Origin of the sequence: Rhodocytophaga aerolata, assembly GCF_030503435.1 — a bacterium.
Classification (GTDB): Bacteria; Bacteroidota; Bacteroidia; order Cytophagales; family 172606-1; genus Rhodocytophaga; species Rhodocytophaga aerolata.
The window spans coordinates 333,187-346,917 of record NZ_JAUKPO010000006.1 but is presented as its reverse complement, the minus strand read 5'-3'; the positions used below and the strand labels follow the sequence as shown (position 1 = coordinate 346,917).

Annotated in this window: 11 protein-coding genes and 1 other RNA gene; 5 read left to right on the top strand and 7 right to left on the bottom strand. The window is 40.0% G+C overall.

Going from position 1 to position 13,731, the window contains the following annotated elements; genetic code table 11:
• Nucleotides 1-53: 53 nt before the first annotated feature.
• Nucleotides 54-1,298, bottom strand: a complete 1,245-nt coding sequence (ilvA, locus tag Q0590_RS13705) for a threonine ammonia-lyase IlvA (protein WP_302038117.1) — start codon at nt 1,296-1,298, stop codon at nt 54-56.
• Nucleotides 1,299-1,429: 131 nt separating this feature from the next.
• On the opposite strand from ilvA, the gene Q0590_RS13700 reads away from it, so the two are divergent.
• Nucleotides 1,430-1,837: a DUF3127 domain-containing protein gene (locus tag Q0590_RS13700; RefSeq protein WP_302038116.1), complete on the top strand. Its 408-nt coding sequence runs from the start codon at nt 1,430-1,432 to the stop codon at nt 1,835-1,837.
• A 338-nt stretch (nt 1,838-2,175) separates the two neighbouring features.
• Complete coding sequence (locus Q0590_RS13695; protein ID WP_302038115.1) at nt 2,176-2,583, top strand: septal ring lytic transglycosylase RlpA family protein; 408 nt, start codon at nt 2,176-2,178, stop codon at nt 2,581-2,583.
• Nucleotides 2,584-2,630: 47 nt separating this feature from the next.
• On the opposite strand, the gene Q0590_RS13690 is transcribed toward Q0590_RS13695, so the two are convergent.
• The 3 genes from Q0590_RS13690 to ssrA form a co-directional block, all read right to left on the bottom strand.
• A complete protein-coding gene (locus Q0590_RS13690) occupies nt 2,631-3,098 on the bottom strand; it encodes a 3-oxoacyl-ACP synthase (RefSeq protein ID WP_302038114.1) in 468 nt (155 codons plus the stop codon).
• A 308-nt stretch (nt 3,099-3,406) separates the two neighbouring features.
• Entirely contained in the window at nt 3,407-3,667 is a 261-nt protein-coding gene (locus tag Q0590_RS13685; RefSeq protein WP_302038113.1) for a hypothetical protein, read from the bottom strand.
• A 650-nt stretch (nt 3,668-4,317) separates the two neighbouring features.
• Nucleotides 4,318-4,650: a transfer-messenger RNA gene (ssrA, locus tag Q0590_RS13680) on the bottom strand.
• A gap of 220 nt (nt 4,651-4,870) precedes the next feature.
• Between ssrA and Q0590_RS13675 the strand changes: the two genes are divergently transcribed.
• Entirely contained in the window at nt 4,871-5,137 is a 267-nt protein-coding gene (locus Q0590_RS13675) for a hypothetical protein (RefSeq protein ID WP_302038112.1), read from the top strand.
• Between the two features lie 23 nt (nt 5,138-5,160).
• Here Q0590_RS13675 and Q0590_RS13670 read toward each other — a convergent pair whose 3' ends face one another.
• The 3 genes from Q0590_RS13670 to Q0590_RS13660 all read right to left on the bottom strand — a co-directional run bounded on the left by Q0590_RS13670 (nt 5,161) and on the right by Q0590_RS13660 (nt 11,564).
• Nucleotides 5,161-6,105 carry a hydrogen peroxide-inducible genes activator gene (locus tag Q0590_RS13670; protein ID WP_302038111.1) on the bottom strand — a complete coding sequence of 315 codons (945 nt, stop codon included), beginning with the start codon at nt 6,103-6,105 and terminating at the stop codon, nt 5,161-5,163.
• 563 nt (nt 6,106-6,668) lie between these two features.
• Complete coding sequence (locus Q0590_RS13665) at nt 6,669-9,677, bottom strand: T9SS type A sorting domain-containing protein (protein WP_302038110.1); 3,009 nt, start codon at nt 9,675-9,677, stop codon at nt 6,669-6,671.
• A gap of 666 nt (nt 9,678-10,343) precedes the next feature.
• Nucleotides 10,344-11,564, bottom strand: coding sequence for a nucleoside permease (locus tag Q0590_RS13660; protein ID WP_302038109.1), 1,221 nt, complete (start codon nt 11,562-11,564; stop codon nt 10,344-10,346).
• A 179-nt stretch (nt 11,565-11,743) separates the two neighbouring features.
• On the opposite strand from Q0590_RS13660, the gene Q0590_RS13655 reads away from it, so the two are divergent.
• Nucleotides 11,744-12,769 carry an RNA ligase gene (locus Q0590_RS13655; protein WP_302038108.1) on the top strand — a complete coding sequence of 342 codons (1,026 nt, stop codon included), beginning with the start codon at nt 11,744-11,746 and terminating at the stop codon, nt 12,767-12,769.
• A gap of 29 nt (nt 12,770-12,798) precedes the next feature.
• Nucleotides 12,799-13,680 carry a phosphatase domain-containing protein gene (locus Q0590_RS13650; protein WP_302038107.1) on the top strand — a complete coding sequence of 294 codons (882 nt, stop codon included), beginning with the start codon at nt 12,799-12,801 and terminating at the stop codon, nt 13,678-13,680.
• The last annotated feature ends 51 nt before the right edge of the window (nt 13,681-13,731 follow it).

Below are 13,731 nucleotides of genomic sequence, written 5' to 3'. Positions count from 1 at the left end.
GCCCTCGTAGCTTCTAACACTGCGAGGGCTTTTGATAAACCTATTTTTTATTTCTATACAAAATACCGCCTCAATACGTCGTCGTGCGTAATGTTTTTAGATACAATATTTTGTTCCCGCATCCGCTCCAGCAGTGGTTCCAGATCATTTTTATAACTAAGCTCAATACCTACTAATGCTGGCCCAAATTCTTTATTTGTCTTTTTCAAATATTCGAAACGGATAATATCGTCATTCGGGCCCAGTACTTTTTGCAGAAAGCGTAACAGCTCACCTGGCTTCTGTGCAAATTCAACAATAAAATAGTGCTTTAATCCTTCGTAAATTAAGCTTCTGTCAATTACTTCCGGATAACGGGCAATATCATTGTTACCTCCACTAATAATACATACTACTTTCTTACCGCGGATTTGATCTTGCAAAGCATCTAAAGCGGCTACCGACAAAGCACCAGCTGGCTCGATGGTTAAGCCTTCATTCTGGTAAAGCTCAATCATGTTCGTGCAAACTTTTCCTTCGGCTACAGCTATTACTTTAGTTGTGTATTTCTTTACAAATTCAAAGGTAATATCACCAGCTTTTTTAACGGCTGCCCCATCTATAAAATTATCTATTTTATCTAGGTTTACCGGGTAGCCTGCTTTAAGGGCTTCCACCATTTTGGGTGCACCTTGCGGGTCTACCCCTATTACTTGTATAGCCGGATTTTTATCTTTCAGATAGGCACTTACACCGGAAATTAATCCTCCGCCTCCAACTGGCACAATTACTACTTCCACATCTGGCATATCTTCCAGAATTTCATGCCCCACTGTCCCTTGGCCAGCAATTGTATGGAGGTTATCGAAGGGATGAACATAGGTTAAGTTATTTTCCAGACAGAATTTACTGGCTACATGGGCTGCTTCGTCAAAGGTATTGCCCACCAATTCTATGGTTACCCACTCCCCACCAAAATTTTGCACCCGGCGGATTTTCTGTTTAGGTGTCACTTGAGGCATAAACACAAATCCTTTGATTTTCATCAGGCTGCAACTATAAGCAAAGCCTTGAGCATGGTTACCTGCACTGGCACAAACTACGCCTTTCTCCCGCTGTGCAGGATCTAAGGAATAAATGTTGCAATAAGCTCCCCGGATTTTGTACGACCGTACTATCTGCTGATCTTCTCTTTTAAAATAAATGCTGGCTCCATATTTATCTGACAAGCGCGCATTATACTGCAAAGGAGTATGGGTAACAATTTTTTTCAGCAGCTCATGCGCCCGCTCAACGTCAATAGTTAAAGATGTGGTCATCAAAATAGGAGTTTCTCTGTAAAATAGTGCAAAATAACGCAAATAAATCAAGATTTATACTAGCAAATACCAGGTATTTACCATTGAAAATCGGTATATTTGTATAAGAAATACAAACTAAAACGTCTTATATGAGCTTTGAATTGACCGGGAGAGTTGTGGAAATTACCCCTACCCAACAAGTCTCCGATAAGTTCCGCAAAAGGGAATTTGTAGTGGAATTTGCAGAAAATACGCAATATCCAGAATTTGTTAAACTGGAGTTGGTACAAGATAAATGTGACCTGCTGGATAAATTTGCGGTTGGTCAGGAAGTAGAAGTAATGTTTAATTTAAAAGGACGCCGCTGGACAGATGCCAAAGGAGAGGTAAAATATTTTAATTCCCTGCAAGCATGGAAGATTAATGCAGCCGGAAGCAAGGCCACGGCTCCCAACTCCCCTGCTCCGGCAAAAGCGGAAGCCGGACAACCTGCCCGCCCTTACACAGATTGGGCTCCCAATGGCGAAGGCAACCTGGATGACGACCTGCCTTTTTAAGGATACTTATTCTGATTTTATACGATTTTAATAATAGAAGCTACAAACCCAAACTGCGGATTGTAGCTTTTTTAGTTTATCCTTTCCAACCAATCCTGCCATTCGCCTGCATTTTCTGTTGAAAGGGAAAGGCAGAGTTCGGTTAAATATTCGGCACTAAATCCTTCTCTGTCTCAGCTATTTCGTCAGCAGATAGTTGCTCTAGGATAACCTTTCCGTTTACGATGCAGTAAATACCTGAATAAATCAAAATAAACCCTCCGGGAAAGCGCCTTTTAAAAGATGGATGTGCTGGAAAATAAGTGAAAGGAATGCTTCCCGGGCTAACATTTATTCGTATGAAATCAGGTATAAAAATTATTCTATTCCTTGTATTTACTCTTATTATCAGCTCTTTTCAAACAAGACAAACCTTGCCGGAAGATGAAATTACCAAAACACAGACTGGGGTAGCTTCCTACTATAACGACAAGCATCATGGAAAAAAAACGGCCAGTGGCGAGATCTATCACAAAGCTAAGTTAACTGCCGCCCACCGGACGTTGCCCTTTGGTACAGAAGTAAAAGTTACGAACCTTTCCAACGGCAAAACAGTAACGGTGCGCATAAATGATCGTGGGCCATATGCCAAAGGCCGGTTAATAGATCTCTCTAAACTGGCTGCGCAGGAAATTGGATTGATGAAGATGGGAATTGCCAAAGTAAAAATTGAGTACTCGCTGCAACAAGCCGCCTCTAAGGGATAGTTTACTTCTAAATAGAAGTAGGTAAATCTGCCAAACCCGGCATATAGTTAAAATACATCGGTGATAAGTATAGATTTATCTCTGAACACAAATGATTCGCCTTTTCGTTTGTTGTACAGTAATTCACCTATAGGAGAGGCCGGAGAAATAGAGAAATATTTTTCTTTTCCAAGAACATAAGGACCGCCACTAATAGCAATAAAATAATTACCCATACTTGTTTTTACTACACTGCCCAGTTTTGCCTGGCTAACAAGTATCTCCGGCTTGATCTGCTGCAACGAAGCTATTTCTTTTAAAGCTTCCTGTAGTTGCTTAGCATTCATATCCCGCACATTCTGGCTCATGGCTCTGGAAGTATCATATTTGTCGCCAGCGGTACTCTTCTCCTCCTGATTGGCAGCCTGCTGTGCCTCCTCCATAGCTTTGCGGGCGTACTCCACCCGCTTAGCCTGTGCCTGCTGACAAGCTTCCAGTAACTGTTGCTTCAGTGTGATAAGTGTCTGATTATGCATAAATGTAAACAATATTGCAGAGGTTACTCCTTTCTATAAAACAGGTAACAACATACCTGAATATAGATTATGTATAAAGAAAAAAGCTCATTGATATTGACTAATTCCACCAGCCGGGTTAACTAAAAATTCAATTAGTTTTTCCATTCATTATTATAAAAACCTTAGATACTTGAATCTGGTATCCTATACCTCTTCAATCGAGGTATATGATACCTTTTAAGACTATTCTTTTGAGATGTTCAAGCAAGCCCTGATATGCCGGTTGGCGTTCCATTACTATTTTTATTCTATACATAAGATGCTTATTAGATAGGAGCTTTATCTTTCCAATAATCTGCAATTTTTCGGCAAAGAGCTATCATTTCTTTATGAGTTAAGGTACTTTTGGCGTAATTAATCGCCATACTAACAAACTGGATATTACCTTTTATATACCCTTTCTTACAATCAATTCTATCTAATGAGGCAGTTGTTTGGATATCATTTTTTGAATTATATTTTGGCTGAACCAATTGAAGACCTGTATATGGGCAGATACCCTTTTGAACTTCCCATTGAGTTTTCAAATCATCCAGTGTAATAGTAACTTCTTGATTCCTTCGTCTGCATCTTCTTAAATGTTCTCTAAAGCCAGAATAATGGTCTTTCTTATTGTCTGCATGAATAGAAATAGCATACGATGAATATAAGAGTATAACTTGGGAGATTGAGATGATTTACCTTGCCTGCACATGACAAACTACAAAAATTTTTACGGCTCAATCGCATATTCCTTTTAAACTCAGCTTCATCTTTGCTAAACGCAGCTTTGCAGAACTCACATATCAGTTCCACTTTTTTTCTCATACATAAAGTTTTATCTTTAAAGTACAGATATAGCCTATAAAACACAAAACCCCATTAACAGAAATGCTATGGGGTTTTGCAGTAAAATAGTGGAGCCGTAGGGATTCGCAAATTAAACTAATAAAGCCACTTCATTAGTTCTCCTGAAAGTTTCCTAACAGATTGGACTATATCATCAACTCGAATTGAGTTGTCGGACGCTCATGCCTGTTATTAAGAACACTCAAGTTCCCAGGTAGTCTCTGCACCTTCCAGATGTGTACACCTGGCTTGGCTCAAGATTAGCGTATCATTACTGACGTAGCGTTTCCTGAATTCATCCGATTATTGCCTGTATGTCGCCACACAGCGGGTCCGATATGTTAAACCCTAGTCCAGACAAGGAAACCAACGTGCCTTCTACATGCTTAGCTACTGTCAGATTGTCGGGAATGGAATAGGTCAGTAGCAAACGTATCCATTCCTTAGTCACTTAATCTCACTTTTACACCATGACCTTGTAAAAGCCAGCACTGCATTGTGATGCTTCGGTTGCTAACCCGGCAGTACGTGGGGCTAGCGAAGCACATGCTAGTTAATTATCCTAATTAAGCAGCAAGGGCGTAGTTTTCTTCGCCATTTATTGTTTGAAAGAATTTTTGACAGGAGATCCTCTCAACTCCCGGCATGCTTACACGCAGCTGCTCAAGCTGTCAATTCCGGTCGGCCCCATAAATCAAAGAACTTGTCTTGCTTTGAAAGAACATTTTCTCTGCAAGAAGGGTTGCAAAGGTAGCATATTTTTCCTGATTATTTAAGCATTTGTATCCGGAAAAATAGCCATTTTCTATAGACACACGTATAGATTCTTGTTGCCTGGTACTTTACTAAACTTGCTTATGACCAACACTTACAGGAATAGAGAAGCATAAACCTATACAGTTATGAACATGTACAAACCTGTAGATACTACCTACCTGGCGCAGATCAATGTATTTGCCCGGGCAAAAAAAGCAGTGCGTATCCAGTATTTTACAGATATCAATGAGTTCATCACTACGGTGGCTATTATTAAAAATCTGTTTGAAAAAGACGGTGCTACCTTTATTGAACTTAGCAGCGGCGAGGAGGTTCGCCTGGATAAAATAGTGCGCATCGAAGACAAACCGGCTCCAGGTTACGACACAGGCTATTTTGCCTGCGACATCTGATTCGAATAGAAGTCATGTAGGCTTTATACCTGCTCAACAGAAAGTACGTTCTTTTCTGCCTTTGCCTTCATGGCATCCGGAATGACTGTTAAAATCTCTGCTTGCAGGGCATCTATCAGCCGTTTTTTCATATAATAGCGGTGAGTCACCAGGCTTATTTCCCGCACTGGCGCAGGCTCCTGAAAGCGCCTGATCATCGTCTTTGCCGATTCGGATAAATTTAGCGTAGCCAGTTCGGGTATAATGGTAACGCCTGCATTGGTCTCTACCATCCGCTTGAGGGTTTCGATGCTGCCGGTTTCATAGGACAAACGGCTGCTTTCCTGCTTTATGCCACGTATCTGGCAGAGATTTACAATTTGCGAGCGCATGCAGTGGCCCTCTTGAAGTAGTAGCAAGGCACTGTTATCAATATTTTTAAGATCTACTTTCGTGTGTTGCAGCATATTGCTTTCAGGTGAGGCATATACAACAAACTCTTCATAAAATAATTTAGTCTCAAATATACCTGGCTCTTGCAAAGGCGTGGCTAGTATCCCTACATCTACTTGTTGTTTTTTCAATTTTTCTATCAGCAGTTCAGTAGTTACTTCTGTAATGGTTACGCGAATGCCAGGATATTTGGCTAAAAAGCGATTTAAAAACAAGGGCAACAGATACGGCGCCAGGGTAGGGATAATACCTAACCGCAACTCCCCGCTTACTTCTTCTTTCTGGTTCCGGATAATCTGCCGGATGGCTTTCGCTTCCTGAACAACAATACGGGCCTGCCGGATAATGTTTTCGCCTAGTTCGGTTGGCACTACTGGTTGTTTACTTCTATCGAAAATTTTTGCTCCCAATTCTTCTTCCAGCTTTTGTATCTGCATACTTAATGTGGGCTGCGTTACAAAACATTTTTCGGCAGCTGTAGCAAAATGCCGGTAGGTATCCACAGCAATAATGTATTCTAACTGAATGATAGTCATGCTGCAAATATAGACACAATCTATTAATTCATAAATATTATTGATTTGATTGATGCGTAAGGACTATATAACTTTGGGAATTGCTATTATGGAGATGCGGCGAATCCTAGGTAGATCAAAAAGGCACTGGGTGAAGCTAAGCATTGTATTGGACTAAGCAATTTGCTTCGGCTAATGGGCTTTAAACGAAAGCTGTATCAGCAAGTACATGGTATCGTATATGCTTTAAAAGGAACGCGTACCCATTTACATGACTAACATAAACATTGTTCGTGCATATATTTTTCTGACTGATATAAATTAATTTAAATAAAGAAACACAGGCGAGAATGTAGCCTACTATATGCTTGCAGAAGTGTACTTAAAAAAGAATTTACCTGTTTAGCATAAATTAGTGATATATAGTTTGAATCGGTTTAAACCGGGACTAGCCTTGCTGTCCCGGTTTTTTGTTTAAATTTTACTTGTTATACGATACTTCTACACGGCAATAAATATATTAATTCGCATAAAAAAGAGCAGACTTTTGGCCTGCTCAGTATAGTGGTTTATTTTACCTGTGGTTAATAGATAATCACTTTCTTTACTAGTGTTCCCTGGCTACTTTGTAAGGTTACTAGATATAATCCTCTGGCAGAGGTTAGATATATTTTCTCTTGGCCGGCAGTGGAAGTTATGCTTTTGCTCCACACATGTTTGCCCTGACTATCGTACACCTGAAGTATGCCTGTCTCTTGTGAGGGCATAGAATACTCTACCTGCAACTGGCCGGTGAATGGTTGATACGCTTGCAAAACGGTTTCCCCTTGGCGGCTGTTTATTGCCACTACTTTAGAATAACTAAATTTACCATCCAGGTCGGTTTGCTTTAAGCGGTAATAACTTACCCCTGCAGCAGGTTGAGGGTCTGTGGCCTGATACTGTTTTAGTACTTCGCTAGTACCTGCTCCTTCTACCTGTACTACTTCTGTAAAGTTCTGTCCATCAATTGATCTTTCCACTGTAAAATAGTCATTGTTAATTTCTTGTGCCGTAGCCCAGTTTAACTTTACTATTTCATTCTGAAGCTGAGCCTGAAAGTAAAGAAGGTTAACTGGTAAACCTACTATTGTAGAACCAAGAGTCCAATAAACGCGTTCGCCTCCACCGGCTGCTCCAGGAGTTCTTAAGAAGCCTGAATAGCCATCTATTGTAGTGTTTGTCACATTATGCATAGCGCCTTGGAAGTCCTCCCATGGTCCGCCTTCTCTGGAACCAGCTACAACTATTCCTTGAGCAGCAGCTAAACTGGTACCTGGCAAATAATTTGGAAGGCCTGCCGGGCCACTCACTGGTATTTGCCATGATAAGACTACTCTTATACTTGCATTTCCATCTATTCTTCTTATATCCCAATATTCATATCTACTTATTGATAATGGGGCAGTTACAGAAGTATAATTTGGTGGTTGACTTCTAATATATCTAGCTCTGAAGTCTCCTCTATTATTATTATTAAAGATCATACCGGCAGGACGATAAGATCCTGCATTTCCTAAAGGAAAAGTAAATAGCTCATCAGCTATACTTTGTTTTTTAATCATATAGCCATCTATATAACTACCCGGATCGCCTAATAAAGGAATTGGAGCCTTGCCTCCTGTTAGTTTCAATGGATTTGAGCCACTAGGTTCTGTAGGTACAGACCGATCTGAGCCTACTACTATTGTATTTCTATTAAGTATTAGTGAGTTATTAGTATTAGGAATTGTAACGACTCCTCTTGTAAGCTCAATACTTCCATTGGCAACATTATTGGCAACAGTGCCATTTCCTAGATCGCGGCCTACAGTTACTGAAGAGTTAAGTGTAACACCTCCAATTTGTTTATTGATAACTATGTTATAGAAGTTATTTAGGCTAGGTTCACTATTGGGTACACTTATATTAATATTTGAGGTAATAGTTTGAGGAGGGCTCAATGTTGTTCCATAGAAAGTAACAGTACCTGTACGTGCTCTAAAATTACCTCCTCCAATCCAATTTCCTTGTATATTAATGTTTCTTATATTATTTACATCATTAGTTGACGATACATCAAGAGTAGTACCTGGATTGATATTTAATGTATTTTGAATAATAGTATTATCATCAAGAGTCTTCAAGGAACCTCCGCTCAACACAATATTTCCATAGCCCACTCCAACTATACCCTTCACACTTTGTGCAACACCAGCATTATAAGTTACAGTGCTTAGTACACTCAATTGTATATTAGCACTTATATAATTTAATGGAAATCTTGTTGCCACAGTAGCTTTGCCTAAGTTTAACTGTGAGTTACCACCCATGTTAAAAGCTTTATCTACTTGTCCTTCTATTTGATAACCGTTATCCACCCAGGTTATTGAATTTTCAATATTTACATTCCCCAAAATCCTTAAAAAAATAGAAGGAGGGTTAGCAATAGCAGGATTTGGATGAGCAATAGTTTTAATCTTCTGCGTTCCTCCTGCATTAGACAGAGTTAAGTTACCATAGATTGGAATAGCAGATATTAATTGATTTGTAGTTCGATCTCTATAATCAATTGTACTCGCTTGGTCCAACGTGATGGTAGAAAATCCGGTTGGAAAGGTAGTTGGAAGAGTAATATTGTTGTCATCTCCGATAAATAAATTCGCTCCAGGCCCTACATTCAAGGTTTTAGTTCCTGCAGTTCCAGTGTTAGATATTTGATTACCCCAATCAAAAAGGCCACCACTTAATATGTTTAAATTATTCTCAATTACAAAATTGATCCTGGATGTACTTGGGGTTGGGTTTTCATTAATATTTACATTTCCTGGGTTTTTGTTTATCGTCAAGTTATAAAACGATACTACATTTGATGGTACTATAATTTCTGCACTTTCTGCTCCATCAAAGGATACTGTTCCATCTTGGCTATTAAAAACCGCCGGCGATAAGACCGTCCAGTTACCAGTTATATTTATTCCATGATTGGATGTAGATACATCCAATGTTCCATTTTGTAGAGTCAAGTTGTTTACAGTTAATGGTGCTGCCAATGTCCATACACCTGTCACATTATTAAATAATATAGTTCCAGAGAAAGCCACATCTGTATTAATAATCCCTGTGCCAGAAAATTCTGTAATACCAGCAAAGCTATTAGTTGCAGCCGGACTTGCAGATAAGTTATAGTTTCCAGCTATAGTTAGTTTACCAGCGTTAGTTCCAGTTAATATAAAATTTCTATTTTCTATTCCGTTTACAGTTGCTTTTGATCCATCAAAATTTGCACAAGCTGCATCAAGTACATCAATTATCACATTTATATCACCCCCTAAATCATTATATTCTACAACATCAAAAAATACATTATCTGTTGTCCGCTTAGGATAATCAATAGCAGGCTGTAATGGGTCGGTCGAGCCGGTGAGTCGGGTAGCCCAATTCCCTACATCGCTCCAGTTATCAGATGCACCATTATCAGTCCAATAATAATTTAATTGTGCAAAAACTTTGGCAGAACCTGCTGCAAAAGTGATAAGAAGGGTGAACACTACTAAGCGTAAGAGTTGATTCATAGATTTTATTTTGTTTCGTTTTTTACCAAAACAGTACATGTATGGGTTAATTTAAATACTTAGTTGAAGTAACCTAGTCTGATATGTATTCCGAATACATATTATGAAGGCTTACACATTTTATTAGTAAGATAAAAGATCACAGATTAACTAGTTGTGGATGTATCTTTAAAAAAATCAGATTTGCTACTCTTTGAAGGTAAAGAGTATCTAGTTGAAGGTGGTTGGTTAGGCTTGTTATGTTTCAGCCGGATTGCAAAGTACTTAATTTTAAAATACAAAAAAAACGAAAAAATAGTACATAAAAAAAATATCCATATCTACTACTATCTTAAAAATTGCAGTTACCTAATCTCTGAGAAAAACAGGGTAAAATTTAAAATTTCCGCAGAATAAATTTCTTTTACAGGAGTATTTCCATCAGTGGTATCTATAGGAGATTAGTTGTTCGTAGCAGGCGTGAGCATGTGGATTGATTTGAGAAACTATTGCCGGATCGCAAATTTCCGGCATGCGTATACACAGGCGGATAGCAATGGGTTTGCCAAATAGTTATGGAAGTGAGCTTTTCTTTACATCAGGCTATATAAAAACAAAAAAGACGCAGTTGCCTGCGTCTTCGGTACCGGTTCTTATTGGTTTAAGGTAAAAAAGGTTCAAGAATTATTAAGAGAGGACTTCTACCTGTTTTGGCACATCCTTTTCTTTAAATAACAGTGCAAAGAAAGCAAAAACTACGATAGATGCAATAGCCGGCACCAGCCATATCGATTGCCAGTTTAAATTTTGTACGCCATCAGCCCCGGTGGAAGTATACAATCCTACAATTTCGCCCGACAGCCAGGAGCCTATTAACATACCTACGCCATAGGTAGCCAGCGTGATCATTCCTTGCGCTGAACTACGCAGGTGAGCAGGCGCTTTGCGGTCTACAAAAATTTGTCCGGTTACAAAGAAGAAGTCGTAACAGATACCATGTAGCAATATACCTGCATACAACATCCATACATTTGCGCCATTATCGCCATAAGCAAATAATAAGTACCGCGCTCCCCAGCAAAGCATCGCCAACAAAATAATCCGTTTTACCCCGAGCCTGGTTAAAAAGAAAGGCAGCAGTACCATAAAACCTAATTCCGACATCTGGCCCAGCGTCATTTTACCGGCGGCATTTTCCAGACCCACATCGTTTAAGAATGGATTAGCAAAGCTATAATAGAAAGCCAGAGGAATACATATGAGCACAGAAGCTATAAATACCGTAGTAAATGCCCGATCTTTAAACAAGGCAATGGCATCGAGCCCCAGCACATCGCGTACGGTTACTGGACCAGATACTTTGGGGGGCGTATCGGGCAAGAAGAAACTATAAATGCCAAGCAACAGGGAACAAGCAGCCGCGATCTGGAAAGTTAGTGCCGAAGCCTCAATACTCATGGTGCCAATTATTAATCCAACGGCAATCCACCCAACAGTGCCCAATACCCTGATCGGGCCAAACTGCTTACCTGGGTCCTGCATCTGCCGGAAGGCAATGGCATTGGTTAATGCCAGCGTAGGCATAAAGCAAATGGTATAAGCCAGTAGTACCATGTAAAAAGGCCCAAAGGTATCCAGCTGAGAGGTAATATATAACAGCAGGGCGCCCATCAGGTGCAAGGTACCCAGCACTTTTTGTGTGGCAAAAAACCTGTCAGCTACAAGCCCCACAAAAAAAGGAGATACAATGGCTGCTATAGATATAGTGGTATATGCCAGGCCTATTTCCGGACCACTGAACTTGAGAGTAGTGCCCAGATAAGTACCCATTGTTACATACCACGAGCCCCAGATAAAATACTGAAGAAACATCATCAGTGCCAGTTGAACATACGTTCTTGCTTGCATAAAAAGAGGTAAAGGTAGAATGGTACAAAAATTAAAACTACTCTTTTTTAGTATGTATTCAAAATATTCTCGACAAATGTATAGCTATTACAGGATGAAATATAAATTTTCGCTTAGCTTTAGCTAACTAACCGAAATACCCTAAACGCACCAACCAATTTTACTCGTATTTACTATCCATGCATGTATCTTTATCAGAACTAGCCCTCCGGATAGAGCAGAAATATATTTCTGTACAAAGGCACCCTACCGAAGAACTATATATTTACAATTACACACCCAAAGCACAATTTGAAAAACTTTGGGATGACCTTACGTTACAGTGCCACGGACTAATTTTAAATGCAAGCGGTGAGATAAAGGCCCGTCCCTTCCGGAAGTTTTTCAATCTGGAAGAACACCTGCCTCATGAAATTCCCAATGAGCCGTTTGAAGTGTATGAAAAAATGGATGGTTCGCTGGGTATTCTGTACTGGATTGCCGGCATACCCTATATGGCCAGCAGAGGCTCATTCGACAGTGAACAGGCCCGGAAAGCTACGGCAATGCTGCATATGAAATATGCCAAGTCTATACCATTATTGGAACAAGGCAAAACGTATCTGTTTGAAATCATCTACCCCCAAAACCGGATTGTGGTAGATTATGGAGCCTTAGAAGAATTAGTGTTACTGGCTGTTATCGATACAAAAACAGGACAGGATCTGGCATTGAAAGAAATAGGTTTTCCGTTGGTAAAACGGTATGATGGTTTGCATGATCTCGGCCTCTTGAAGAAATTAGCAGAAGATAACCGGGAAGGGTTTGTTCTTAAGTTCGAAAGTGGCTTCCGGGTAAAAGTAAAATTTGATGAATATGTACGTCTGCACCGCATTTTAACAGGCGTTTCTAACCAGCTGATCTGGGAAATGCTGAAAAACAATACGCCACTAGATGCTATTCTGGAACGGGTACCCGACGAATTTTACACGTGGGTAAAACAGACAAGCCAACAATTACTTGCCGCTTACCAAACTATAGAGGATCAGTGTAAACAGGAGTTTAAGGTTTTGGAGGACAGAAAAACTACGGCTCTGTATTTCCTTACTTGCCGGTATCCTTCTATTCTCTTTGCCATGCTCGATGGCCGCGACTATAGCTATAGTATCTGGAAACTTATTAAGCCCAGACACGAAAAACCTTTTAAAACAGATCCCGATCAGTGATATTGCTTATTGACCAATGACTAATACCCATGCTAACCGTAACTATACTTAAAGGCCTGCCAGCCAGTGGAAAATCTACCTGGGCTAAAAAAATGGTAGACGAGCATCCAGGCATGTACAAGCGGATCAACAAAGACGACCTGCGGGCCATGCTTGACAATTCGTATCACAGCAAAGGAAATGAGGCATTTGTGTTGAAAATACGCGATTGGCTTATTATTGAGGCATTAAAAGAGGGCAAGCATGTGATAGTAGACGACACAAATATGGACCCCAAACACGAAATCCGTATCCGCGAAATAGTTGCTGCATATGCCCGGGAAGCAGAGAGGCAGATTAAAGTAGAAGTGAAAGAATTTACCTCCTCTCTGGAAGAATCTATCGAACGGGATGCTAAACGGCCTGCTCCAGTAGGCGAAAAAGCTATACGTGCGATTCATAGCCGGTATGTAGACCCTATCGGGCGGATGCCATTTTATACAGCACAGGACGCAAGTTTGCCTAAAGCCATCATTTGTGATATTGATGGTACCTTAGCTCTTATTCATAACCGCAATCCGTTCGATGCATCCAGATGCGAACGCGATCTCATTAATGACCCAGTGGTAAATATTGTGAGACATTACAAAACAATGGGCTATACCATTATTTTACTTTCTGGCAGATCGGCCTCACACCGGGTGCAAACCCTCAACTGGCTTGGTGCCCACCAGATCCCTTATGATGTTTTACATATGCGCAGCGAAAGTGATATGCGGAAAGACTCCATTATTAAAAAAGAACTCTATGAAAGGCATATTAAAGGCATGTATCACATAGACTTTGTACTCGACGACCGCAACCAGGTTGTGGATATGTGGCGTAAAGAAATAGGTCTTTTGTGTTTGCAGGTATATTATGGTGATTTTTAAAGCAAGTTTTTAAATTCGTTACAAATAGTTTCATAGAAACCTGCAAAAATT

Excerpts from the sequence above, each read along its gene's own strand:
- ilvA (WP_302038117.1), bottom strand. The coding sequence starts at position 1,298 with ATGACCACATCTTTAACTATTGACGTTGAGCGGGCGCATGAGCTGCTG.
- Q0590_RS13700 (WP_302038116.1), top strand. The coding sequence starts at position 1,430 with ATGAGCTTTGAATTGACCGGGAGAGTTGTGGAAATTACCCCTACCCAA.
- Q0590_RS13695 (WP_302038115.1), top strand. The coding sequence starts at position 2,176 with ATGAAATCAGGTATAAAAATTATTCTATTCCTTGTATTTACTCTTATT.
- Q0590_RS13690 (WP_302038114.1), bottom strand. The coding sequence starts at position 3,098 with ATGCATAATCAGACACTTATCACACTGAAGCAACAGTTACTGGAAGCT.
- Q0590_RS13675 (WP_302038112.1), top strand. The coding sequence starts at position 4,871 with ATGAACATGTACAAACCTGTAGATACTACCTACCTGGCGCAGATCAAT.
- Q0590_RS13670 (WP_302038111.1), bottom strand. The coding sequence starts at position 6,105 with ATGACTATCATTCAGTTAGAATACATTATTGCTGTGGATACCTACCGG.
- Q0590_RS13665 (WP_302038110.1), bottom strand. The coding sequence starts at position 9,677 with ATGAATCAACTCTTACGCTTAGTAGTGTTCACCCTTCTTATCACTTTT.
- Q0590_RS13660 (WP_302038109.1), bottom strand. The coding sequence starts at position 11,564 with ATGCAAGCAAGAACGTATGTTCAACTGGCACTGATGATGTTTCTTCAG.
- Q0590_RS13655 (WP_302038108.1), top strand. The coding sequence starts at position 11,744 with ATGCATGTATCTTTATCAGAACTAGCCCTCCGGATAGAGCAGAAATAT.
- Q0590_RS13650 (WP_302038107.1), top strand. The coding sequence starts at position 12,799 with ATGCTAACCGTAACTATACTTAAAGGCCTGCCAGCCAGTGGAAAATCT.